Source organism: Aliirhizobium wenxiniae (assembly GCF_019511445.1).
In the GTDB taxonomy this organism is placed as follows: Bacteria; Pseudomonadota; Alphaproteobacteria; order Rhizobiales; family Rhizobiaceae; genus Neorhizobium; species Neorhizobium wenxiniae_A.
The window spans coordinates 67239-91385 of the sequence record NZ_JAEUAN010000023.1 but is presented as its reverse complement, the minus strand read 5'-3'; the positions used below and the strand labels follow the sequence as shown (position 1 = coordinate 91385).

Genomic DNA, 24147 nt, shown 5'->3' with positions numbered 1-24147 from the left:
TCAGATCTCGCGGCCGACCTTGGCGGGTGTTTCGACATCGCCCTGCTTCAAAACCAGGGAATTGACGCCTTCGACACCTTCCGGCGAAGGAGCGGGAATGACGCCCAGTTCCTGGAACTGAACATATTTGGATGCAGCGAACATGTCGCCCTTTTCAGCTGCCTGACGATACATTTCGGCAGCCTTCTCAGCATTCGCCGGAATACCTTCACCGGTCTCATACATGATGCCGAGGTTGATCATGGCATCGATGTTTCCGCGCTGGGCGGCAAGGTCGTACCACGCGATTGCCGTCTGGTCGTCAGTGTCAACCAGCTGTCCTTCGTCATAGATGACGCCGATGTTGAAGGCGGCGGTATCATCGCCTTCCGCGGCAGCTTTTTCGAACCACTGAAGCGCTTTCTGCACATCGGGCTGCGTGCCAAGGCCATCGCGATAGGCAACGCCGAGATTATAGGCTGCTAGCGTATTCCCGCTGTCGGCCGCCTTCTGATAGTAGGCAAACTCGGCCTTGTCGTCGCCCAGACGACCCATCAGCATGCCGTAGTTGACCATTGCTGCTGCATAGCCGTCGTTCACGGCTGTATTATATGCGCTCATCGCCTGATCCGGCTCGTTTGCGCTATTGAGTGCCCGGCCGAGCTGGTAGGCAAAGCGCGGATTTCCAGTCGCATCGAAGGCCATCCTGCAGGCTTCTACGGCCTGATTGCCGATATCGGCAATATTGACCGGATTGAACGCGCCATTGCGTTGCTGATCAAAAGGACTGCCCGCCAAACGATCACAATCGCTTTGCTGAGCCGATGCGAGAATGAGGTTGTTGCGCTCCGCGGCATCGGGTGAAACTGTCAGCGCAAGAAGCGCGACAGCGGCTCCTGTGGTTACCGCAAAACCCCTGTTGACTTTGGGTGCCCGGGATTTCATTGTTTGCTCCGACTCAAAACACTTTCAGATTGCTTAACGAACGCATCACTCGCGTGCTTGTTCCGTCTGTTTTGGGTTGATCCGCGCTTCAGGCCCTTTGCAATCAGCACGATCTCGTGAACTCTAGCGTGATATCGGGGGCTCCGATTGGATGTTCCGGCGCTCCTCCGTCTGGCTGCCAGATTGTCTTTGCGTCTGCTTTGGTGGTAAGCGAGGCCAACACCCTCAAAACATAAAGCGGAACAGCCCCATGAAAACGCTCCAGATTCGCCGCCCCGACGATTGGCATCTCCACTTGCGCGATGGCGCCGTGCTGGAAGGCGTGATCGGCGATACGAGCAACCATTTCGCCCGCGCGATCATCATGCCGAACCTTGTTCCGCCGGTCGTGACGACGGAAGATGCCACCGCATACCGCGAGCGGATCATGGCAGCCTTGCCCAAGGGGCATAGGTTCGAGCCGCTGATGACCCTTTATCTGACGGAGCATACCAATCCGGACGACGTCGAAGAGGGCAAGAAGAGCGGCCTGATCACGGCCGTGAAGCTTTATCCGGCCGGCGCCACGACCAATTCCCATGGCGGTGTGCGTGACCTCGAAAAGGCCATGCCGGTTCTGGAGCGCATGGCGAAGATCGGCCTGCCGCTCTGCGTACATGGTGAAGTGACGACGCCTGAGGTGGATATCTTCGACCGTGAGGCGGTCTTCATAGAGACCGTGCTCGATCCGCTGCGCAAGCGACTGCCGGAGCTCAAGGTGACGATGGAGCATGTCACCACGTCGGACGGCATCGACTATATCAAGTCGTCCAAGGCGAACCTCGCGGGCTCGATCACCACACATCACCTGATCATCAACCGCAACGACATTCTGGTCGGCGGTATCCGCCCCCATTATTATTGCCTGCCGGTCGCCAAGCGCGAAAGCCATCGCCTCGCGCTACGGGCTGCCGCAACTTCGGGCGACCATCGCTTCTTCCTCGGCACGGATTCCGCACCGCATGTCGATCCGCTGAAGGAATGCGCCTGCGGTTGCGCCGGCATCTACACCTCGCTCAACACGATGAGCTGCCTCGCGCATGTCTTCGAGCAGGATAATGCGCTGGACAAGCTGGAGGCGTTTGCCTCGCTGAACGGCCCGGCCTGGTATGGTCTGCAACCGAACGAAGACAAGATCACGTTGCAGAAGCAGGACGTTCAGGTCGAATTCCCGGCAAAACGCGATACCGGTGCCGGCGCCATCACCGTCTTCGATCCCGGCTTCCCGATTTTCTGGAATGTTGCCGACTGAATGATCTGACTGTTACTTTCGGCTGGTATTTATTCTGGTTGTAGCTCTCCAAAGGTAACACTTTGGAGAGATTCACATCTTAGCTTCTGCTCGATTATTGAATAAATCTTCGAAGAGAAATTCCGGCATGACGCTTGACTATCGGTCTCTTCTTCTTGCGCTTGGCGTTTCTGCCGCGTGCTTGATGGTCACCTTGTTCGGGACATGGTTCTCCCGCAGGTCGGACTCTTTTCTTCTGACCTTGGTCGTTTCTCTCTGCCTGATCGTCGCCGGCATTATCGTCTATAGCTTTTTCACGGCCCAGTCCGGCCTCGCCCCGCTTGCGATAGCCTATGCGCTAATGATGAGCGGCTTCTCGACCATCTATGCCGCATCGGTCCAGTTCCGCTCGGGTGGCTCTCCATGGCGGTTGGCCGGCATGTTGTCGTTCATCTGCCTTGCTCTCGGCATGCCGCTGTTACTTGTCGGGCTTGACGGGCTTGGCCTGATTATCATGAACGTGCTGACAGCCATCCTGCTTGTCGGCACGGGATGCCAATACTGGGCGGCCCGAAGGGAAGCTCCCGGCCCTCTGCTCGGCATGGTCATCCTTTATGGCGTCAGCGGTTTTTCCTTCGCCCTTTGCGCCGGCGTCCTGATTGCGGATGGTCGCTCCAGTCTTGGAGAACCGCCGATAAACTGGGCGGAAAACCTCAATATCGGTATCTGCATTGCCGGCATGACCGGCATCGGCGCGCTGTCGCTGGCGCTTCACCAATGGCGCATGGCGGCCCTTCACCGGCATGAGGCGATGACCGATGCCCTGACCGGTCTCGTCAATCGCAGGGCCCTGTTCGATCAGTTTGGCGGAAGAAGGCTGAACGCCTCCACCGCCGTGATCGTTTTCGACATCGACCGCTTCAAGTCGATCAACGACCGGTTCGGCCATTCCGCCGGGGATGAAGTGCTAAAACTCTTTGCGCAGGATCTGCTGGCGGAAATGGTTCCGGCAGGGGCCGCTGCCCGGCTTGGAGGCGAAGAGTTTGCAATGGTCGTCGGTGAAGTCATGCCGGGCCGGGCGGAAAAGATCGCCAATGCAGTACGCATGCGTTTCGCGGCCCGTGACATCGTCATCGATGGAAAGCTTCTCCGCTGTACGGTGAGCGGCGGCGTCTCTGTCGGTACCCCGGAAGGCCAACCGTTCGAGACGGTTCTGAACCTTGCCGATGGCGCGCTTTACGAAGCCAAGGATGCCGGTCGCGATCGTGTCGCGATCGCATCCTATCTCCGCTCCATCCCGCCTGCGCCGGACAGCCGCACTTCTGCCTGAAAATTTGATCGCCTAATCTCTGCACTGGCGTATGTGACGCCATGCTGCTATTGCGGCGCGTGGTTTCAAGCAATGTCCAGCGAACGTGTTCAGCCATTTCGCTTTCGGACTTGCAGATAAAAGCAGCGATCAAGGAGCGGGCGCATGATCCAGACCACATTTACCGACCGGAATGTAATGGCCGAACTGATGGCAAAGATGCTCTGGGAAATCGGAGCCGTGCATTTCAGCGCCGACAAGCCCTACAAGTTCTCCTCCGGCATGATGAGCCCCGTCTATATCGATTGCCGCAAGCTGATCTCCTATCCGCGCATCCGCTCTGCGGTGATGGATTTTGCCGCGGCAACCATCATGCGCGATGCGGGCTTTGAAAAATTTGACTGTATCGCAGGCGGCGAAACTGCAGGCATTCCCTTTGCCGCATTCCTCGCCGAGCGCATGGGCCTGCCGATGATCTATTGCCGCAAGAAGCCCAAGGGCCACGGCCGCAATGCGCAGATCGAAGGCCATATGCCGGAAGGCGCGCGCGTCCTGGTGATCGAGGACCTGACCACCGCCGGTGGCTCGATGTTCACCTTCATCGATGCAATCCGCGCTGCAGGCGGCATCGTCGATCACGGCATCGCACTCTTCTACTACGGCATCTATCCGGAAGCCGAGCAGCGTTTTGCCAACGGCAATGTCCAGCTTCACCACATCTCGACCTGGCGCAATGTTCTCGCCGTTGCCCGTGAACAGAAGCTGTTCGACGACAAGACGCTGTCGGAAGTCGAATCCTTCCTCAACGCGCCTCTGGAATGGTCCGGCCGCAATGGCGGCGTTACTGAGCTTTCGCTCTAGCAATGATATAAAAGCTCAGGTATCGATGGGCGAAACAATGATCTCGGGAGGAAATCGATGATCCTGTGCTGCGGCGAAGCTTTGATCGACATGTTGCCGCGTGAAACGACGCTCGGCGAACCGGCCTTTTCGCCCTATGCCGGTGGCGCCGTCTTCAACACCGCCATCGCACTTGGCCGTCTGGGTGTCCCGACGGCCTTCTTCACCGGTCTCGCCGATGACATGATGGGCGACATCCTGCGCGACACACTGCGCAAGAGCAATGTCGACTTCAGCTATTGCGCCATCGCCTCGCGGCCTTCGACAATCGCCTTCGTCAAGCTGGTAAACGGTCACGCGACCTACGCCTTTTACGATGAAGGCACGGCCGGCCGCATGATCACCGAGGCCGATCTGCCGGCAATCGGAGACGAATGCGAGGCGCTGCATTTCGGCGCGATCAGCCTCATCCCGGAACCCTGCGGCTCGACCTATGAGGCGCTGATGCTGCGCGAGCATGAAAAGCGCGTCATCTCGCTCGATCCGAACATCCGCCCCGGCTTTATCAAGGACAAGGCAGCCCATCTCGCCCGTATCCGCCGCATGGCCGCCATGTCGGATATCGTCAAATTCTCGGATGAGGATCTCGCCTGGTTCGGCCTGGAAGGCGACGAGGATACGCTCGCCCGCCACTGGCTGCATCACGGCGCAAAGCTCGTCGTCGTCACCCGCGGTGCCGAAGGTGCCGTCGGCTATACGGCGGATCACAAGGTCGTGGTTCCGAGCGAACGGGTAACGGTCGTCGACACTGTCGGCGCAGGCGACACGTTCGATGCCGGCATTCTCGCATCGCTGAAAATGCAGAACCTGCTCACCAAGGCGCAGGTCGCAAGCCTGACCGAAGACCAGATCGCCAAGGCACTGGCACTCGGCGCCAAGGCTGCGGCGGTCACGGTTTCGCGGGCAGGGGCAAACCCGCCATTTGCGAACGAGATCGGGCTGTAATCCAGCCTCCGAAAACGAATAAAAAAAGCCCTCCGAAATGTCATTCCGGAGGGCTTTTTGTTTTGATGGTACGAGCTTACTTCTTCAGCCCGGCCAGCGTCTTCACCAACCCTTGCGTCGATGAATCGTGCCCCGCTGCGCTTTCCTTGCCTTCCACGACCGGAAGCAGGCCGGTCGCCAGTTCCTTGCCAAGCTCCACGCCCCACTGGTCGAAGGAGTTGATGCGGAAGAGCACGCCTTCGACGAAGACGCGGTGTTCATAAAGCGCCACGAGACGACCGAAGGCGAACGGCGTCAGCTTGTCATGCACGAAGGTGATCGACGGGCGGTTACCGGTGAACACGCGATGCGGCGCGATGAAATCGGCTTTCTTGTCGTCCATGCCCTTGGAGGTCAGCTGGGCTTTCGCCTCCTCGAAGCTGCGCCCCTTCATCAGCGCTTCCGACTGCGCCAGGCAGTTGGCGATCAGCAGGTCATGCTGATGGCGCAGTTCCGGCTCGAAACCGTTTGCCGCAATCATGAACTCGGCCGGGATGATGCTCGTGCCCTGGTGGATCAGCTGGTAGAAGGCATGCTGGCCGTTGGTGCCGGGCTCGCCCCAGACGACCGGGCCGGAATTGCCCTCGACCGCCGTGCCGTCGATCGTCACGCCCTTGCCGTTCGATTCCATGTCGAGCTGCTGCAGATAGGCCGGAAAACGCAGCAGGCGCTGGTCATAGGGCAGGATCGCGCGGGTCGGATAGCCCAGAACATTGCGATGGTAGAAGCCGATCAGGCCGAGCAGCATCGGCAGGTTTTCGCGGACCGGCGCCTCGCGGAAATGCCTGTCCATCGCATGCGCGCCATCAAGGAATTTTCCAAAATTCTCCGGTCCGATTGCGATCATCAGCGGCAGGCCGATAGCCGACCAGATCGAATAACGGCCACCGACCCAATCCCAGAAGCCGAACACGCGGGTCTGATCGATGCCGAATGCCGCGACCTTGTCGAGCGCGGTGGAAACGGCGCAGAAATGGTGCTGCACGGCGGCATCGCCCAGCTTGTCGGCAATGAACCTGCGGGCCGTGGCCGCATTGGTCATCGTCTCGATCGTCGTAAACGTCTTGGAGGCGACGATGAACAGCGTCGTTTCCGCATCGAGCAGCTTCAGCGTATCGGCAATATGGGCGCCATCGACATTGGAGACGAAATGCGCGCGCGGGCCGTCATGATAGGGCGCGAGCACCAGCGTCGCCATCACCGGGCCGAGATCCGAACCGCCGATGCCGATATTGACGACATCGGTGATCTTTTTGCCGGTCGCGCCCTTCAAAGCGCCGGAACGAATGCCGTCGGCAAATTTGCCCATTGCCGCCAGAACCGCGTTGACGTCCGGCATGACATCCTTGCCGTCGACCAAAACCGGCGTGTTGGAGCGGTTGCGCAGCGCCGTATGCAATACCGCGCGGTCTTCGGTGAAGTTGATGGCGACGCCTGAGAACATCTCCTCGCGCTTCTTCGCCACGCCGCCGGCATCGGCAAGCTTTTCAAAAAGCGTGAGGATTTCGTCGTTCACCGCGGTCTTGGAATAATCCATGGTGAGATCATCGAAGCGGGCGCTGAATTTTTCGAAGCGTCCCGCGTCCTCGGCGAAGGCGGCACGAATGTCCGTCGCCTTGGTAGCGTCTGCGGTTGCCTTGAGCTCTTGGACGATGGTCTGCATGATTTCCTCGCATTCTGCAGAATGATGCAGGGGAACCTATTCGCTTTCTTGTTCAAATCAAGCGTCACCGTTGCGTCTTTTGCGTAACGGCTCAGTCAATTGTCCATTTACTGGCCGACGGCCGTCTCCACCGTATTGCCGACGGCCTGTCCGAAACGCCCCACCTGATCGTTGTAGTTACGCCGTGTTGCAGGATCAAAGATCGCGATCGGAGTGCTGACCGCGACACTCGCGGCCCCGCCCACGGTCTGTGCGGTGCCAAGCGCCACAGCACCCAGCCGCTCGCCAAGACCGACATCGCTGTCGGTCACCGTCTGGCCTGCAATCAGCCGGTTACCGATCAGCTTCACCACTTCCGGGCTTTCGGCGAATTTGCCATGGTTCAGCCTGTCGCCGCCCTTGAGCTTGGTGAGATCGAGCACGACGATGCCGGCCTTCTCGAATTCGGTGCGATAAGGCTCGACCGTTGGGTCGACCTGGCCCAGCCGGTCGATATTGCCGGAAATGCGCCGGGACAGGCTGAGCGCACGGTCGTCCTGCGAAACGAAGAGGGTGAAACTCGGGTGCTTGGGGCCAAGTTCGGCAAACTGCCGGCCGAAGACGTCGACATCGAGATCCGGTGAGGCGAGTATGACGTTCTGGATCTTCGGTGCCACACGCCCGTCACGGATCGCCATCTGCCGAAGCGCCTCGACCGTTAGCCAGGATCCCATCGAATGCGCCATGATCGTCACTTCGCCGACAGCCGGATCGGTTGAAAGCTGACGCAGTACATTCTCCAGCGCATCGCGGGAATAGTTGGTGCTTTCCTTGTCGTAATTATAGGCAAAGATGCTGCCGCGTGACGGCCAGGTGAAAAGCACCGGTGCCACATCCGTATCGGAATCGTGGACGATCTGCGCGAAGCGATAGACGGCATCCTCGTAACGGTTGTTGAACCCGTGAACAAACACCATCACCCGGCGGCTCTTCGGCAGGTTATGATGCAGCCAGTTGCGCGCACCGCCGATCTGCAGCGGAGTGACCGCAAGCGTGGCAAATTCCTTGGCGGGGTTGGCGGGAAGCTTTTTCGGCCACTGTACCTGGCCCACTTCACGCGCGCTGTCGGGCGGTATCGAAACCTTGATTTCGGTGATGGAAGGTTCTCGTCCGCGTTCGCCGGAGAACAGGATGCCTGGCGCTTCTGACGACTTGCGGGTTGTCGCCACCAGCACATCGACGGTCGAGGCACCAGGAACGGATGCAGCAGCAGTCGGAATGAGCACGCCTTCAGGCCTGCCGGCGCAGCTCGAAAGCGCAGCGACGAGAGAAACAACGGCAATCAGGCGAAACGAAAATCCGGCACGGTTTTGCAAGCGAACTCCAACAGCTTTCCCGGCACCACAACCTGTGGGTATCGGAGCATAAAGACGGCGTCCACTGCTAAACGGAGGAGATGACGGCGACAAGTCACTCTTGGTTTTGACCTGTCGCCGTGTTGCAACGCATTTGGTCGCCTATCGTAATTCCCGCCGCAGGATCTTGCCGACATTGGATTTCGGCAATTGATCGCGGAATTCGATGACGCGAGGCCGCTTATAGTTGGTGAGATTGGCGGCGCAATGCGCCTTGAGATCAGCCTCCGTCAGGCTCTCATCCTTCTTCACCACGAACAGTTTCACCGCTTCGCCCGAATTCGGGTCAGCAATGCCCACTGCCGCACATTCCAGCACGCCGGGATGCATCGCTGCCACTTCCTCGACCTCGTTGGGATAAACATTGAAGCCGGAAACCAGGATCATGTCCTTCTTGCGGTCAACAATTTTCACATAGCCCTGGCGGTCCATGTAGCCCATGTCGCCGGTGCGGAAAAAGCCGTCCGCGGTCATCACCTTGGCCGTCTCATCCGGCCGGCTCCAGTATCCCGCCATGACCTGCGGGCCGCGGATGCAGATTTCACCGACATCGCCAAGTTCGACATCGTGGCCGTCATCGTCGCGGATGGCGATTTCCGTCGATGAGACCGGCAGGCCGATCATCCCCGAGAATTCCTTCGCATCAAGCCGGTTGGCCGTGGCAACGGGAGAGGTTTCGGAAAGACCGTATCCCTCGGTAATCTGACAACCGGTCATCGCCAACCACCGTTCGGCAACCGATCTTTGCACCGACATGCCGCCGCCGAAAACGAGAAGCAGCGAGGAGTGATCGAGCTTCTGGAAATCGGCATTGTTCATCAGCGCATTGAACAGCGTGTTCAGCCCCGGAAAGATGTGAACCGGGTGTTTCTGCAATTCCTTCACGAAAGCCGGTATGTCGCGCGGATTGGCGATCAGCAGGTTGTGGCTGCCGGTGGCTATACCCATCAGCGAATTCACCGTCAGCGCGAAGATATGGTAGAGCGGCAACGCGCAGAGGAACTGCAACTGTTCCGGGCGCGGCTTGTTGAGAAAGGCTGTTTCCAGCCAGGTACCCATCTGCTCCTTGTTGGAGAGCAGGTTGGCATGGGTAAGGATCGCCCCCTTGGAGACGCCTGTCGTTCCGCCGGTATATTGAAGAAACGCGATATCATGCGGACCGACATCGACCGGCCTAAGCGTCGTCTTCGCACCGTCATTGAGTACAGCCTTGAAGCTGGAGTGACCGGGCAGCGACCAGGCCGGCACCAGCTTCTTCACCTTGCGCACGACCAGATTGACGATATGGCCCTTCAGCCCCAGCATGTCGCCCATCGTTGCGACCACGACATGCTTCACAGCTGTTGCGGAAACGACCTGCTGCGCGGTGGCCGCAAAATTTTCCAGAAGGAACAGCGCCTTCGCACCGGAATCCTTGAGCTGGTATTCGAGTTCGCGTGGCGTATAGAGCGGGTTGACGTTAACGACCGTAAGCCCGGCACGAAGAATGCCGTAGACGATCACCGGATTTTGAAGAACATTCGGCAGCATCACCGCCACGCGGTCGCCCTTTTCCAGGCCTTGTTGTTGCAGCCAGCCGGCGATTTTGCGGCTTTCGACCTCGAGTTCACGGAAGGTCAGCGATTTTCCCATGCTGGTGAAAGCGGAGCGGTCGGCATAACGGGCGCAACTGTCCTCGAACAACTGGCCGAGCGAACGGTGAGCCAGTGGCGGGATTTCTTCAGGAACCCCCGGTGGATAGGACTTCAGCCAGATCTTGCGCGGGTTCGACGGGGCTCTCGCCACCTGTTCATTCATGAGAGCATCCTCCATGCTCGTTGGCCTTACCTGAAGGCAATGGAAAAGTCCTCCACTTCTCCATCACCTATATTAGGTCATTCACAGGAACCGGAAAAGACTGGTCCATTCTCGAACAGCTAGATGACTTTAACGTAAGCGTCAATTGTCGCAGGTGGAGAAGATTTTTCGGGAACGATTACAGTGGGTGAAAGTTCTTCTTTCATGACGAGAAACGACCGAAAGGAGATACATCATGTTGCATCAGGAACCCCGTGCAGGTCAGGACCCCTATGTTAAGGACACGCCGTCACTGATCGCCAGCGACAAGGTCGAAGGCACGGCAGTCTATGGCGCGGATGGCAAGCGCATCGGCTCGATTGAGCGCATTCTGCTCGAAAAACGCGGCGGTCGTGTAAGCTACGCAGTTCTGAGCTTCGGCGGTTTCCTTGGTATCGGCGATGATTACTACCCGCTGCCATGGGAAAAGCTGCGCTATGACGATGAGCTCGATGGCTACCGCATCGACCTGACCAAGGACCAGATCACCGGTGCTCCGAAATATCATGATCTGGATGACGACAGCTTCTATCGCGGGAATGACCGGAAGGTTTACGACTATTACGGCGTCCCGCCTTACTGGATGTAATCCGGACGGGATATATGGAGAGAGGCCCTCGCGGGCCTCTTTTCGTTTGCTTAAGCCTATTCTGGCAGGGTTCCGCCGCGGCGTTTCAGCCGTTGGGGATTAGGCCATGACGGACAAGACGGGTGGAGTACGTGATCTGGAACGGGAGGATCTGCCTTCCGTGGCCGGGCTCTTCCAGAAGACGTTCCGCAAGGCGCAACCCGTGCGCCCCTCGATGGTTCAGTATCTGCGCGAGGTGTTTTTCGACCATCCCTGGTATGACGAGGAAATCCGCTCCAAGGTTTTTATCGATGAGAACGGTGGTGTGCAGGGCTTCATCGGTGTTTTTCCATCCCGCCTTGAAATAGACGGACGCCCGATCCGCGCAGCCTTTGCCGGCTCCATGATGGTCGATCGGCACGAGCAGAACCCGCTTGCAGGCGCTCGCCTGCTACGCTCCTTTCTGGCCGGCCCTCAGGATATTTCGCTGACGGAAACCGCCAATTCGCTCGCGCTCGGCATGTGGCAGAAGCTCGCTCTTCCGTTGGACACTGCCTACAGTCTCAACTGGCTGCGCATCCTGCGCCCCACTGGCACAGCGGTTGAGGTCGCAGAGCGTGGATTGAAAGCCATACGTTTTCTTCGCCCCCTTGCGTCGCTTTCCGATGGCATGATCGAGCGCATGGGCGTGAAGCCGTTTCGGGTGTCGCCTGTCCATAGCACTGGACGGGTCAATTTCTGGGATGCATCGCGGGAAGAGTTTACTGAAGCAGTCCTGAAGCTCTCGGGTTTCTTTCCCATGCGCCCGCAATGGGATCGGGCATCACTGGAATGGTTCATGGACCACGCGCAGCAGAAGCGCCAGTTCGGCAAGCCTTCATGGCGCATTGCCGAATCCCGTAGTGGCGAGCTTGTCGGTTGTTACGTCTATTACAGCCGGCCACGCGGCATCGGCTGGCTTCTGCAGGCCATCTGTGCCCCGAATGTAGCAGGGGAACTGGTCGATGATCTTTTCGCCCACGCAGATGCCGCAGGCTGTGTGGCGATACGTGGTGCCGGCCATCCCTGGCTGACCCCCGAACTCATCAGCCGCAAGACGCTGTTTTACGGCCGCGCCTTCTTCGTCGCCCATACAAAGGACAAGGGCCTGCTGGAGCCGATCAGGGCAAGGCAAGCCCTGATCAGCGGTCTTGCCGGTGAAAACTGGACGCGCCTGATCGGCGACGATTTCGACTGAGCCGGATCGCGCTCAGCCGAGCATCGTTGCCGGCTGCGCGTGCAGATAATCCGCCACCTTCCGCTTCGAGGCGATATTGCGCCAGACCGCATCCACCTGATCCGCGGTAAGCCCGGCCGCCGCCGCCGTTTCCTCGCGGGAAACGCCGTTATCCAGCGCATAGAGGCAGATATCCATCCGGTCATAGGGCAGCGAGAAATAATACTCGTCCTGTCCTTGCGGCAGCGACCACGTATCGGTCGTCGGCGGGCGACGGCGAATTTCTTCCGGCACGCCGAGCGCTTCCGCAAGCTGATAGACCTGTGTCTTGTAGAGATGCGCGATCGGCTTGAAATCGGCCGCACCATCGCCGTTCTTGACGAAGAAGCCCTGATCGTATTCCAGCCGGTTCGGCGTGCCGGCAACCGCAAAATTCAGCCGGTCGGCATGATAATATTCGATCTGCTTGCGGGTCCGCTGCTTCATGTTGGCCGCCGCGATCATGCCGAGATAGACGTCGAGCGGCATCCGGTGCCGGCTCTGCTCGCCTTCCGAGTTGGCAACCACCAGCCAGGAGATGTTGTAGCCTCGCCCGGTCAGCGCATCTTCCAGCACCACCTTGCAGCCCCAGCCTTCGCCAAATTCCGGCACGACCTGACGGATAAAGCCGTCGCGGCGCGCATAACAACCCTGCGCGGCAAGTGACGGGCCTATATCCTCCAGCACCGTCTCAATCCCGACGGCTTCCGCCAGGGCCTTGCCGAGCCGCAAGCTGTCCGGGTCGCTGTCATGTTCTGGCATGAACACGCCAGTCACTTTGCCCTTGCCCAGTGCGCGGGCACAAAGCGCAGCCGTGACGCTGGAATCAATACCGCCGGAAAGGCCTAAAACAGCCCCGCGTTTGCGAAAATCCTTCAGCACCGTCAGGCGCAGCCATTCGCAGATGCGCTCGATTTCCGCCTCCGCATCGAGCACGAGGTTCTGCGCCGAAAAACCGGCACCTTTCTTTAAGGCTGCGGTAGCGTTCGTCATGCGGCACTGTCCTTGATGTCGGGAACGGATGGTTCGGCGTTAAGGCGGATCTTGCCGGTGCTCGTCTTGGGAAGCGCATCGCGAAACTCGACGCTCTTCGGCACCATATAGTCTTCGAGATATGTCGCGCAGTGGCGCAGGATCTCTTTTTCGGAAAGCGCGGCGCTCGGCTCCAGCGCCACATAGGCGCGGATCAGCTGGCCGAACACCGGGTCATCGACACCGGCGACCGCAGCCTCGCGAATACCGGGCAAGGCATAGAGCACCCGCTCGACCTCCTGCGGACTGACCTTCTCGCCGCGTGTCTTGATGATGTCGTCGCGGCGACTGACGAAATAGAGAAAGCCGTCTTCGTCCGTTCTGAACAGATCACCGGTCAGCAGCCTGCGCCCGCCGTCGATCGCGGTCACTTTCTCGGCGCTTGCCATATCGTCCCGCCAGTATCCGCCCATCACATGCGGTCCTTCGACGACCAATTCTCCGGTCACGCCGGGCGGCACGATATTACCGGCCTCGTCGACCACATGGGCCGTTGTTCCCGGAATGGCTTGGCCGACGGAAAGCGGGCGCCGGTCAGCCTCTTCGGGCGGCAGATAGGTCGCCCGGATGCATTCGGTCTGACCATACATGATGAAAAGCTGCGTTTCCGGCAGAATGTTTCGCAGCCGCGCGGTCACGGAAGGCGGCATAGCGGCGGCGGCGCTGGTCATGTAGCGCAGGTCGGGCAGGAAGGCCGGCTGCAGATCCTGCATGCCGGCGATCAGCGCGGCCATCGCGGGCACGATTGGGCACCCCGTCGCGCGTGTCTCCACAAGCCGGGCCAGGATTTTGCGCGGAAAGGCAAAGCTTTTTTCCAGCACCACCGTGCCACCAACCATCACCATGGTCACGATCTGGGTGATCCCGTAACCGAAGGAGATCGGCAAAACGCTCAGCACGATGTCATCAGCACTGTTGTCGAGATAGTCCGTGATGGAGCCGCAGGCCGCAAGCAGGCTGGCATGGCTGTGCATCACGCCCTTCGGCGTACCCGTCGAGCCGGAAGTGTGGATCAGCAGCGCCAAAGCCTCGCTGTCTGGCTGCAGCGGGAGCGCAGTCGTGCCGTCATGCGCGATAAGCGCCTCATAGGTCAGCCAGCCGTCACTGTGTTTTTCCGGCGTGCTGCCAAAAGAGATTTTGACAGGTGAGAATATTTCGCCGCCCAAAGCCGTATCGACAACGCTGCAGAACCGGGCCTGTGCGAGGATCGCGAAAGGCGCCGTGCTTTTGATGATAACGCGCAGCTTGTCCGGTTTGATCGAAGCATGCAGAGGGCAGGGTACCGCCCCGGCCTTCCAGGTGGCAAAGAATGCCACCACCGCCTCGGCAGAGTTTTCGGCGACCATCAGGACCCGGTCACCCGGCTTGATCCCTTGCGCGATCAGGCTGGCGGCCAGCCGGTCCGACTGCCTGTCGAGCTCGCGGTAAGACAATTGCGTCTCACCGGCGATCAGCGCCGTTTTTGTTTCCAAACGACCGGCGCTTTGGCGAAGATGATCCTCGATACGCATGGCCGGGTCGCCAGCTTCAAGCCGCCGCGGCTGGCAGCTTGGATGCCAGATAGCGCGTCATGCTGGCGATGCTGTCGAGATTTTCCGGAACGATCTCGTCGTCCGCAATGGAAATTCCAAAAGTCTGCTCCAGAAAAGCGATGACCTCGAGCACGCCGGTGGAATCAATCACGCCGCTCTCCAGAAGCGACTGATTGTCGTCGAGATCGGCGTCGGCGCGGAACAGGAAGTTTTCCGCGATGAATTCCCGCACGGGAGCGTTGAACCTGTCAGCCATGGAATAAACCTTCCCCAGAAAGCGGCCTGTTCAGCGGTTTCAACACGCGCGGCCACTATTACCCATGGTTTGACCCTGCATCAAACACCTGAATCTTTCGCTAAACTGGTATTTCCACTTTGATATATTCCCGAAAATGCTCAGGTCAGATGTTACAAGGCGTTGGAAGGAGTGCCTTTTTCGAAATTCTCGACATGCTTGATTACCTGTGCCCATAGTGCCTGCATCGCCTCGTCGCTCGCCCAGGCGACATGCGGGGTGAGGATCACGTTCGGTCGGTCGAGTATGGTGAGAAGCGGATTGTCCGCAGCCGGTGGTTCTTTGGTCAGCACGTCGAACCCTGCGCCGGCAATCAGCCCTTCGTCGAGTGCCGTTACCAGATCCGCCTCGTTCACCAGCCCGCCGCGCGCGGTGTTGATGATCAGTGGATTTTTTTTCATCCTGCGGAATTCGGTAATCCCGATCAGGTCGCGGGTTTCGGGCTTCAGCGGCATATGCAGCGTGATGATATCGGCCTCTTCGAGCACCGTCTCGAACGGCTTATAACCTTCAGGCACATCGCCGGCACCCTTGCGCCCTGCAAACATCACCTTCATGCCGAGCGCCTCGGCAATCCGCGCCACCGACTGGCCCAATGCGCCGCCCCCGAAAATGCCGATCGTGGAATTGGACAGATCGCGGATCGGATGGTTGAAAAAGCAGAATTGGTTGGCCCGCTGCCACTCGCCGGCAATCACATCCTCACGAAAGCCGATGATCGAGCGGCGCAGCGCAAAGATCAGCGCAAATGTATGCTCCGGCACGGTATTGACCGCATAACCCCGCACATTCGAGACCACGATGCCGCGCTCTTTGGCGAAGGCGAGATCGATCACGTCATAGCCGGTTGCTGCGACTGCAATCATCTTCAGCTTCTGCGCCGCCTTGATCGAAGCTTCACGCACCGGCGCTTTATTGGTGATGACGATATCGGCGTCGCTTATCCGCTCCGCCACTTCTGCTTCCGGCGTCTTACCGTACTCGACCCATTCATGGGCAAAGCTCGGTCGGGTAATCGTCACCGCGGGACCGATCGTGTCGCGATCGAGAAAAACAATCTTCGTCATCAAGGCCTCCCAAATTTAGTTCCGGCTTGCATTCGGCGCGCGCCTGTTTGAGGAATGTAGTCCTACAGCATTCGGGCCGTCGCGAAAGCCCGAACAACGGCCAAGTTGACCTGTATGGGGGAGTTGCATGGGGGAAGTTCTCGACCTCGATTGCGTGGTCGTCGGTGGCGGTGTCGTGGGCCTGGCGATTGCCCGCAGGCTGGCGATGGCCGGGCGTGAGGTCGTTGTCCTCGAAAGCGAGCCGTTGACGGGCAGCATCACCTCCTCGCGCAACAGCGAGGTCATCCATGCCGGACTTTATTACGCAAGCGGCAGCCGCAAGGCTGAACTCTGTGTGAAGGGCAGGGACGCGCTTTACGCCTATTGCCGCGAGCGCCATGTCCCGCACCGCCAATGCGGTAAATTGGTCGTCGCCTCCAATCCGGATGAAGTCGCCTATCTGGAAAAGCTGCTGAAACAGGCCGCTGCGAATGGGGTCGATGATTGTTACCTCATCGATGCCGCCGCGCTGCATGCGCTGGAGCCGCAGATCACCGGCCATGCGGCATTGGTTTCCCCCTCGACCGGCATCATCGACAGCCATGGCCTGATGGACGCCTATATTACCGATATCGAGGCCCATGGCGGCACGATCGTCGTCAACTCTCCGCTTCTCTCGGGTGAGTTGACGGTCGATAGCGTGCGCCTCCGCGTCGGCGGCGATGAGCCGTTCGACGCGAACGCTCGACTGGTCATCAATTCGGCGGGTCTGGAGGCATGGTCAGTCTCCGAAAACTTGAGCGGCCTCGATCCGAAAACGATCCCGCATAGATCCTATGCCAAGGGCAATTATTTCTCCCTCTCCGGCAAGGCGCCTGCCAGTCGCCTGATCTATCCGGTGCCGGAACCGGGTGGCCTCGGCACTCACCTGACGCTCGATCTTGCCGGTCAGGCACGCTTCGGGCCTGATGTGGAGTGGGTGGAGGCGCCGAATTACGATGTCGATCCTGCCCGCTCGGAAAAATTCTACGCTGCGATCCGCAAATACTGGCCGCATCTGAAGGACGCATCGCTGCAGCCGGCCTATGCCGGCGTGCGGCCTAAGACGGTCGGCCCTGAAGGAGGCGGGGGCGGCGATTTCATCATCCAGGGGCCCGAGACGACCGGCCACCAGGGATATGTCGCGCTTTATGGCATCGAATCTCCCGGCCTCACCTCGTCGCTGGCAATTGCCGACGAGGTCTGGCGGTTGGTCTTGGAATAAAAGCGGTGGGTATAGGCAGCCACGTCCCTGCTTTCACGCTCGTGTCATGCCCCTGACATCTGTCCGTGCTTGGGTCCTTCGCCAAGCCCGATGAGCCGCGCCCCGTAAAGGCGAAACCTGGCTCTGACATATCGAGGCCCAACGGAGACCGCTTGATGTCGCTTTTTCTTGGCCTCGCTTCCTGCGTGCTGATCGCTGCCAACGGCATCAGTATCGGTGTCGCCATGGGGCGCCTGTCGCGAAACGGCAGCCCGGCGCCCGCACTTGCCGAGAAACCATCGGTCTCCGTCGTCATCCCGGCCTGCGGCATCGAGAATTTCACCCCGCTCACGTTGGAACGGGCATTCGATCTGGATTGGCCGGATTACGAGCTGATCTTCTGCGTTGCCGATCCACGTGACCCGGTCATCCCGGCAGTGAACGATGCTATGGCGCGGCATTCCGAAATCAGGGCAAGCCTGTTGATCGGCGATGACCGCGTCAGCGCCAATCCCAAACTCAACAATTGTGTCAAAGGCTGGCGCGCTGCAGTCAACGACTGGGTGGTGCTGGCCGATTCCAACGTCCTGATGCCGCGCGATTACATCGCCCATCTCATGGCCGCACGGCGCAAAAATACCGGCCTCGTCTGCTCGACCCCGCTCGGTTCCCGCCCGCAAGGCTTCTGGGCCGAAGTCGAATGCGCCTTCCTGAACTCCCTGTAGGCACGCTGGCAATATGCCGGCGAAGCGGTCGGTCTCGGTTTTGCCCAGGGCAAGAGCATGCTGTGGTACAAACCGATGCTGGATGCAGAAGGCGGTATTGCCGCATTGGGTGCCGAAATCGCCGAGGATGCGGCGGCCACCAAGCTGGTTCGCCGTCTCGGCCTCAAGGTCCATCTTGTCTCCTCACCTTTCGAACAGCCGCTAGGCCGGCGTGAACTCGGCCAGATCTGGTCACGACAGGCCCGCTGGGCGCGCCTGCGCCGTGTCACTTTCCCGGCCTTCTTCGCGCCGGAAATCCTGCTCGGTTGCCTGCCGCCGCTCTTGCTGGCACTGACGGCTGCAGCTCTGTCGTCCGGCGACATCTCATTCGCGGCCGTTACCCTTGCGGTCCTTGCCGCTGTCTATCTTCCGGAACTCGCCCTGATCTGGACCAAGAACTGGCGGCTTTCGCTCTGGACCCTGCCGGCCATGCTGGCGCGGGATGTTCTCTCACCCGCGATCTGGATCAGAAGCTGGCTGAGCGGCTCGTTCGACTGGCGCGGCAACACAATGACGATCGGCACCGAAACGAGTGAACTGAGCTCCGCATCGCCGTCCCATTGAAGTCGGAGGCGGATGGGAAGATCGCTGCGACCTTTCCATTCGACCGCGAACCGCTCTATAGGTCGGTTTAGTCAGTTGACGGCTCAGGGCAGGCGCGATGATCGGCAATATCGAGAGGAAAGTGCGGGCAGGCAGAAACCTGCGGACCATGCGCATCTTGCTCGCCGCTGCCGCTTTTTTTCTTCCTCCCTTTGCTTCATTGCGAAAACTGTCGGCGCTGGTGTTCGAAGGCCGGATGTTGATCGAATACCATGCCGATCGACCCCACGCGGCAGAAAGTCTTTTCATCCGTTATGCCCGCAAGAAGCAGCTCACCTTCTGGGCCATATCCACATTTATAGCGAGAGTGGTAGAGCCGGGACACGCACGCCGGATTGCCGAGATCCTCAACGACCCGCGGCTTTCCCTAGGTGCTGCGGTGCTTTTGCGTGCAGCCTTGCAACGTCAGGGACAGGGTGGGGGTGGACATGCGGAGACGGGCGACCCCGACCAGTTGCGTTACCATGAACGGCTGGCGCAAGACGGGCTGGCCTTCATGCGGGCAGAGCCGGATTATCTCGATCTCACATTGGCGCTGTCCACCGCTCTTTCCGCCGAAGCCTGTGACCGGGAAGACATTTTTGCCGGCGCCATCCGGCATCTGATCGCGCAACTGAAGCGCATCGAGAAGGACAAGGCCCTTTCACGCGAGCATATGGGCGATGTGCTGACGGCAAGGCTCAGCCTGTTCGATCTCGATGGCGCACAGCACTTTCTATCCTCGTCCAACCTGCGCGGAACCGCCAAGGCGCAAAAACTGACGGCCGAGCTTCAATCCATTCTGGATGAGACCACAGGCTTTCGCCATGTGATCCGCAGCGCCAATGAGGATATTCTTGCGCGCGCGGCCGGCGAACAACCGGTTCTCGATGGACGACCCGTCATCCTGTTGCCCGCCGCCGCTTTTCGCAAAAACAGGATCGATTATCCCGGCTTCCGCTCGGACATCCGCTTTGCTTTGTCCGGCATCGTCGCGGCTCTCGACAAGCATAAAATATCCTATGCCGTAAGGAGCAGATTGCGCACCCATGGCGTGCTCAACCTGCCGACGCCGTTCTTCGCCTATCACACTGTTTCTGAAACCGATTTCGGCCTGCATTTCAAGGAGACGGACAGACCGTCTCTGTTCAGCTTCGATCGGCGTGGTTATGCCGGCTGGTCCAGGTTTTCCGCCATGACGTTAGCCGAACTGCACTCCGCGGATATATCTCTGCAGGCCGCCGCAGACTTCTTCGATCGCGAAAAGCAGCGCGTCATCGGCGGGAACCTGTCGAAATACCAGCAGGCGGATATCTCGAATGTCGAGGAACTGCCGGAGAAATTCATCTTCGTTGGGCTGCAACTGATCGGTGATGCCGTCAGCCAGCTGGCCTATCTCAACCTGTTCGAGATGGTGGACGAGGTCGTCCGCACGGCCAAGAGCCATGGCCTGCCGGTGGTCGTCAAACGGCACCCTCTGTGCACCACGCCTGAAGTCTCGCATTATCTTGGCGACCTTGTCTCAAGAGGTGTCGTCCAACAGGTCTATTCGAGCATCCATGCCATCATCCCGAAGGCGCAGGCGGTCTGCGTCATTAACTCGGGTGTCGGTGCGGAAGCACTGCTCCACGAAAAGCCGGTCTATGTTTTCGGCCGGTCGGATTACATGGCAGGCTGTTTCGTCTGCAAAAGCCACGGCGATTTTGCGGAGCAGTTCGTTCCCGGCAAATCAAGGCTGTCACCGGATGAGCTGCGAACCTTCTGGTATCTGCTGAGAAACAGCTACGCGGTGGATCTGCGCGACCGGGAGCGCGCGACGGCCGAAATCGAAACGCGGGTGATCGATCATCTGAAGGCATTCCAGACAGACGACCCAATGGCCGACACCGGCCACTGAAGGCGACCCGGATCGCGTACATGCGAATCCGATAGCCGGAAACGTCAGCTAAAGCAGCATTTGATCGGAAAAGGAAATGGTGCCGCTTGCAGGACTCGAACCTGCGACCCCATCATTACGAATGATGTGCTCTACCACCTGAGCTAAAGCGGCCCGGCAGCGGCGACGGGCGCCATGCTGCGAGTGATGCGCTGATACAGGCAACCAATTCCGATTTCAAGCCGGTTTTCGCGATCCTGTCATTTTTCCCGAAATGCAGCCTTGAGGGCCTAAAGGCTGAGCCTCTGCCGGGCCTGCAAATATTCCCCTTCCAGCCGGTCGACCAGCTTTGCTACCGGTTCGATCGCCTTGACAGCGCCAACACCTTGGCCGGCTCCCCAGATTTCCTTCCAGGCTTTGGCGCCGGTTGTTGCCTTGTCGAAATCCATTTTCGACGGATCTGCCTCGGGAAGCGAATTCGGATCCATCCCCATCGCCGCGATCGAGCCTCTGAGGTAATTGCCGTGAATACCGGTGAAATAGTTGGAATAAACGATATCGGCGGCGTTCGAATCCACGATCATCTGCTTGTAGCCGTCCGACGCGCGAGCCTCGTGCGTCGCAATGAAGGGCGAGCCGATATAAGCCATGTCGGCTCCCATCGCCTGCGCCGCAAGAATACCGCCGCCGGTGGCGATCGCGCCGGCCAGAAGTAGCGGCCCGTCGAACCATTCGCGGATTTCCTGAACCAGAGCGAAAGGCGACAAAGTGCCTGCATGACCACCTGCACCGGTGGCGACCGCGATCAACCCGTCGGCGCCCTTGCGGATCGCAGACTTCGCATGCCGGTTGTTAATGATGTCATGCAGCACGATGCCGCCATAGGAATGGACTGCGGCATTCACCTCCGGCACGGCGCCCAGCGAGGAGATCACGATAGGCACCTTGTATTTCACGCACATCATCAGATCGTGTTCCAGCCGCTTGTTCGACGTGTGAACGATCTGGTTGACGGCAAAAGGAGCCGATGGCTTGTCGGGATTGGCTGCATCATGCGCTGCAAGCTCTTCCGAAATCTGGGCCAGCCATTCGTCGAGTTGGCTTTCAGGCCGCGCATTGAGCGCAGGAAAAGCTCCGACCACGCCCGCCTTGCATTGCGCCAGCGTCAGTTCCGGATGCGATATGATGAAGAGCGGCGATGCCACGACCGGCAGCCGCAGCCTGTCCTTGAGGACCGCTGGAAGCATGAAGGAAACCTCCCGAATTACCTTTACGTAAGATGGTGTATCAGATGAAATTCAAGGGGGGAAGTCGCTTCGATTTAACCGGTCGGCGCCATTCGCCATGGATTTGCCACCATGTTTCGGCCGTCTCAGCGCGGGATGAGTTGGGACGCCTTCTTGCAGTTCGGCGTCTTAGACGTTACCGAGAGGTTAAAAATCGGAGCGTGACGCGATTGCGCTCGTAAGTTGGAATGAACCGGAAGGACCGGCAGTGAGCGGCTTGGAAACAGCCATAAGAAATGCATTGGATCGCGCCGAACGTGGCGATGGTCAGGTGCGCGCCCGGATCTATCAGTCCGCCCGACAGGCGCTCGACGCGGGCCTGCGCAAGCAGGGCGTGACCGACAATCTCGTCATCATGCAGCAGCGAAAGCGCCTGGAAGACAAGATCGGCGAAATCGAGAACGAGGAAATCGACCGCCTCGCGCAATCGGCTCAGCCTGCGCTTGGAGCCCCTGCTTTCGGGGCTGATGTTGATCCTTTCGTCGAAATGGATGCACCTCTTCGCCAAAATGCCGCGCGTGCCGCTCCCGAAGTCTCGGTAACCGTTGATGCGCCGCGCGCACCCGCTCCTCATGTTGCAGAGGCTGGCGCAATCGGAGGGGTTACCCGGTCGGCACCTTCGGTAGACAGTCATCCGGAAAAGTCCTCGATGGCCCCGGATATCGCGCCCGCAGGTTATGCAGCAGAACCCGTCTCGGGTGTAGCGCCGGAGGCTCCTGTATTCGGCGAGACGGCGGCGACGACCAAGGCCAAGGGGCGAAAAGGCCGCAAGTCCAAGGCATCGTCGGATGTGCCCGCAGGCCGCGGGCGCCGCAAGAAGCGCGGCTTTCTGTCCCACCTTATCACATGGATAGTGACGCTCGGCGTGGTCGCGGTCGGTTGCTTCATCTTTTATCAGTCAGGCATGGTTCAGTCGATCATTGACGAGGCAATGCGCAGCGCCAACCGCCCCTCGGCGCTAAACTCTTCGGGACAGGGACCATCCGCCCTGTCGTCACGTGGCGGGTTCTCGGAAGAATGGGCCTCGATATTCGAACCGCAGCAGGGTGCTGCCTTTACGGCCGGCTCTCAGGCAAGGGCGGAAATTGCGACCGGTACGGAGGCACAGGCGCTGAGGATCACTTCGGCCACGCCGAATGCCGCCGGAGATATTGCGATCGAGGTGCCGGTGGAAATTCTGCATGAACTGGCCGGCAAAAGCTCCACTATTGCTCTCACCATCCAGTCGGCGGCCAATCAGCATTCGCAACTCTCGGTCCGCTGCGATTTCGGCAGCCTCGGCACTTGCTCGCGCCACCGCTTCACGGCAACGCAGGAAAAACTCGACGCGCTGTTCAAGGTCAGCTTCGACCGGACGATGGCGCCGAATGCGCCCGGTCGTATCGTGCTCAACACTGGCATTCAGGGGGCAGATCGCCCTGTCTTTATTTATTCTGTTCGGGCTCTGCCGGGTCAGTGACCCGGCAGGTTTGGCGGGGTATGCCCGTTATTTGAGAAACTTCGGTCCAAAACCGAGAATCTTCTCATCGATCTCGCCGATCGCGTCCTTGTCCTTCCCCTCATAATCCAGTGACAGAAGGATATGGCGGATCGCATTCAGCCGCGAGCGCCGCTTGTCATTGGCCCGCAGGATAGCCCAGGGTGCATCCTTGGTGTGGGTCTCTTCCAGCATCTTGTTCCGCTTTTCGGTATACTGGTCCCATTTCGTCAGGGCTGCGACATCCATCGGCGAAAGCTTCCAGATTTTCAGCGGATCGTGGCGGCGGTCGTGAAAACGCTTAAGCTGCATTTCCTGACCGATATCGAGCCAGAACTTGAAAAAGTGCACGCCGTCTTCCACCAGCAGCTTTTCGAAACGCGGTGTTGCCCGCATGAAACTGTCATATTGGGCCCGCGTGCAGAACCCCATGACCGGCTCGACCACCGCGCGGTTATACCAGGAGCGGTCATAGAGAACGATCTCGCCCTTGGTCGGAAAATGGGTCGCGTAGCGCTGGTAATACCACTGCCCGGCTTCGGTCTCCGTCGGCTTGGTCAGGGCGACCACGCGCGCGGAGCGGGGATTGAGGTAGGTTCTGATCGAAAAGATCGTGCCGCCCTTGCCGGCTGCGTCCCGGCCTTCGAACAGCGCCACCATCCGTTTTCCGGTCGCCTGCATCCAGAACTGCATCTTCACCAGTTCGATCTGCAGCTTTTCCAGCTGCTTTTCGTATTTGTCCCGGTTCAGCTTGTCGTCATAAGGGTAGTCTCCGGAAGAAAGCGCCTGGTTGTCGATCCAGTCCGGCAGGGTCGGGTTATCGATATCGAACCGGCGCTTCTTCCCCCCGATCGTCAGGTCGACAGTCCTGCTTTCACCCGTTGACATATTTTATCTCCTCTTTGCCAATG

At 59.4% G+C, this 24147-nt stretch carries 19 protein-coding genes, 1 tRNA gene and 1 pseudogene; 10 read left to right on the top strand and 11 right to left on the bottom strand.

From position 1 onward, the window contains the following. Entirely contained in the window at positions 1–924 is a 924-nt protein-coding gene (locus tag JNB91_RS24270) for a tetratricopeptide repeat protein (RefSeq protein WP_220328054.1), read from the bottom strand. Between the two features lie 250 nt (positions 925–1174). Between JNB91_RS24270 and pyrC the strand changes: the two genes are divergently transcribed. The 4 genes from pyrC to JNB91_RS24250 all read left to right on the top strand — a co-directional run bounded on the left by pyrC (position 1175) and on the right by JNB91_RS24250 (position 5348). Next, entirely contained in the window at positions 1175–2215 is a 1041-nt protein-coding gene (gene pyrC / locus JNB91_RS24265; RefSeq protein WP_220328053.1) for a dihydroorotase, read from the top strand. 127 nt (positions 2216–2342) lie between these two features. Then, entirely contained in the window at positions 2343–3524 is a 1182-nt protein-coding gene (locus JNB91_RS24260) for a GGDEF domain-containing protein (protein ID WP_220328052.1), read from the top strand. Positions 3525–3668: 144 nt separating this feature from the next. After that, the gene (locus JNB91_RS24255; protein WP_112507269.1) at positions 3669–4364 is read left to right on the top strand and encodes an orotate phosphoribosyltransferase; all 696 of its coding nucleotides are present in this window, start codon (positions 3669–3671) and stop codon (positions 4362–4364) included. Positions 4365–4421: 57 nt separating this feature from the next. Next, complete coding sequence (locus JNB91_RS24250; RefSeq protein WP_220328051.1) at positions 4422–5348, top strand: carbohydrate kinase family protein; 927 nt, start codon at positions 4422–4424, stop codon at positions 5346–5348. A 76-nt stretch (positions 5349–5424) separates the two neighbouring features. Here JNB91_RS24250 and pgi read toward each other — a convergent pair whose 3' ends face one another. The 3 genes from pgi to JNB91_RS24235 form a co-directional block, all read right to left on the bottom strand. Further along, complete coding sequence (gene pgi, locus JNB91_RS24245; RefSeq protein ID WP_220328050.1) at positions 5425–7050, bottom strand: glucose-6-phosphate isomerase; 1626 nt, start codon at positions 7048–7050, stop codon at positions 5425–5427. Positions 7051–7157: 107 nt separating this feature from the next. Beyond that, complete coding sequence (locus JNB91_RS24240) at positions 7158–8405, bottom strand: alpha/beta hydrolase (RefSeq protein ID WP_220328049.1); 1248 nt, start codon at positions 8403–8405, stop codon at positions 7158–7160. A gap of 141 nt (positions 8406–8546) precedes the next feature. Continuing rightward, positions 8547–10241, bottom strand: a complete 1695-nt coding sequence (locus JNB91_RS24235; protein WP_220328048.1) for a long-chain fatty acid--CoA ligase — start codon at positions 10239–10241, stop codon at positions 8547–8549. A gap of 235 nt (positions 10242–10476) precedes the next feature. Here JNB91_RS24235 and JNB91_RS24230 point away from each other — a divergent pair, with 235 nt between their 5' ends. Next, the gene (locus JNB91_RS24230) at positions 10477–10869 is read left to right on the top strand and encodes a PRC-barrel domain-containing protein (protein WP_220328047.1); all 393 of its coding nucleotides are present in this window, start codon (positions 10477–10479) and stop codon (positions 10867–10869) included. A 106-nt stretch (positions 10870–10975) separates the two neighbouring features. Further along, the gene (locus JNB91_RS24225; RefSeq protein WP_220328046.1) at positions 10976–12085 is read left to right on the top strand and encodes a hypothetical protein; all 1110 of its coding nucleotides are present in this window, start codon (positions 10976–10978) and stop codon (positions 12083–12085) included. Between the two features lie 12 nt (positions 12086–12097). Here the strand turns inward: JNB91_RS24225 and nadE are convergent, their stop codons facing one another. The 4 genes from nadE to JNB91_RS24205 all read right to left on the bottom strand — a co-directional run bounded on the left by nadE (position 12098) and on the right by JNB91_RS24205 (position 16029). Next, on the bottom strand, positions 12098–13096 hold the full coding sequence (nadE, locus tag JNB91_RS24220; protein ID WP_220328045.1) for an NAD(+) synthase: 999 nt from the start codon (positions 13094–13096) through the stop codon (positions 12098–12100). Next, complete coding sequence (locus JNB91_RS24215) at positions 13093–14646, bottom strand: class I adenylate-forming enzyme family protein (RefSeq protein ID WP_220328044.1); 1554 nt, start codon at positions 14644–14646, stop codon at positions 13093–13095. Before JNB91_RS24215 ends, nadE begins: the two co-directional genes overlap by 4 nt. Positions 14647–14662: 16 nt before the next feature. After that, a complete protein-coding gene (locus JNB91_RS24210) occupies positions 14663–14923 on the bottom strand; it encodes an acyl carrier protein (protein ID WP_220328043.1) in 261 nt (86 codons plus the stop codon). A 152-nt stretch (positions 14924–15075) separates the two neighbouring features. Continuing rightward, a complete protein-coding gene (locus JNB91_RS24205; RefSeq protein WP_220328042.1) occupies positions 15076–16029 on the bottom strand; it encodes a D-2-hydroxyacid dehydrogenase in 954 nt (317 codons plus the stop codon). Between the two features lie 127 nt (positions 16030–16156). Between JNB91_RS24205 and JNB91_RS24200 the strand changes: the two genes are divergently transcribed. The 3 genes and pseudogenes from JNB91_RS24200 (at position 16157) to JNB91_RS24190 (ending at position 20494) form a co-directional block, all read left to right on the top strand. Beyond that, positions 16157–17272, top strand: coding sequence for an NAD(P)/FAD-dependent oxidoreductase (locus JNB91_RS24200; protein WP_220328041.1), 1116 nt, complete (start codon positions 16157–16159; stop codon positions 17270–17272). Between the two features lie 155 nt (positions 17273–17427). Further along, positions 17428–18579 (top strand): annotated as a pseudogene (locus JNB91_RS24195) (ceramide glucosyltransferase). Between the two features lie 148 nt (positions 18580–18727). Next, positions 18728–20494 carry a capsular polysaccharide export protein, LipB/KpsS family gene (locus JNB91_RS24190; RefSeq protein WP_220328040.1) on the top strand — a complete coding sequence of 589 codons (1767 nt, stop codon included), beginning with the start codon at positions 18728–18730 and terminating at the stop codon, positions 20492–20494. 77 nt (positions 20495–20571) lie between these two features. On the opposite strand, the gene JNB91_RS24185 is transcribed toward JNB91_RS24190, so the two are convergent. Together JNB91_RS24185 and JNB91_RS24180 are read right to left on the bottom strand one after the other, a co-directional pair. Next, positions 20572–20647 (bottom strand) — tRNA-Thr (locus tag JNB91_RS24185). Between the two features lie 116 nt (positions 20648–20763). Beyond that, positions 20764–21720 (bottom strand): NAD(P)H-dependent flavin oxidoreductase, encoded by a 957-nt coding sequence (locus tag JNB91_RS24180; protein WP_220328039.1) that lies wholly within the window; start codon positions 21718–21720, stop codon positions 20764–20766. A 247-nt stretch (positions 21721–21967) separates the two neighbouring features. Between JNB91_RS24180 and JNB91_RS24175 the strand changes: the two genes are divergently transcribed. Then, on the top strand, positions 21968–23218 hold the full coding sequence (locus tag JNB91_RS24175) for a regulator (protein ID WP_220328038.1): 1251 nt from the start codon (positions 21968–21970) through the stop codon (positions 23216–23218). A 27-nt stretch (positions 23219–23245) separates the two neighbouring features. On the opposite strand, the gene ppk2 is transcribed toward JNB91_RS24175, so the two are convergent. Next, positions 23246–24124: a polyphosphate kinase 2 gene (ppk2, locus tag JNB91_RS24170; protein ID WP_220328037.1), complete on the bottom strand. Its 879-nt coding sequence runs from the start codon at positions 24122–24124 to the stop codon at positions 23246–23248. Between the last annotated feature and the right edge of the window lie 23 nt (positions 24125–24147).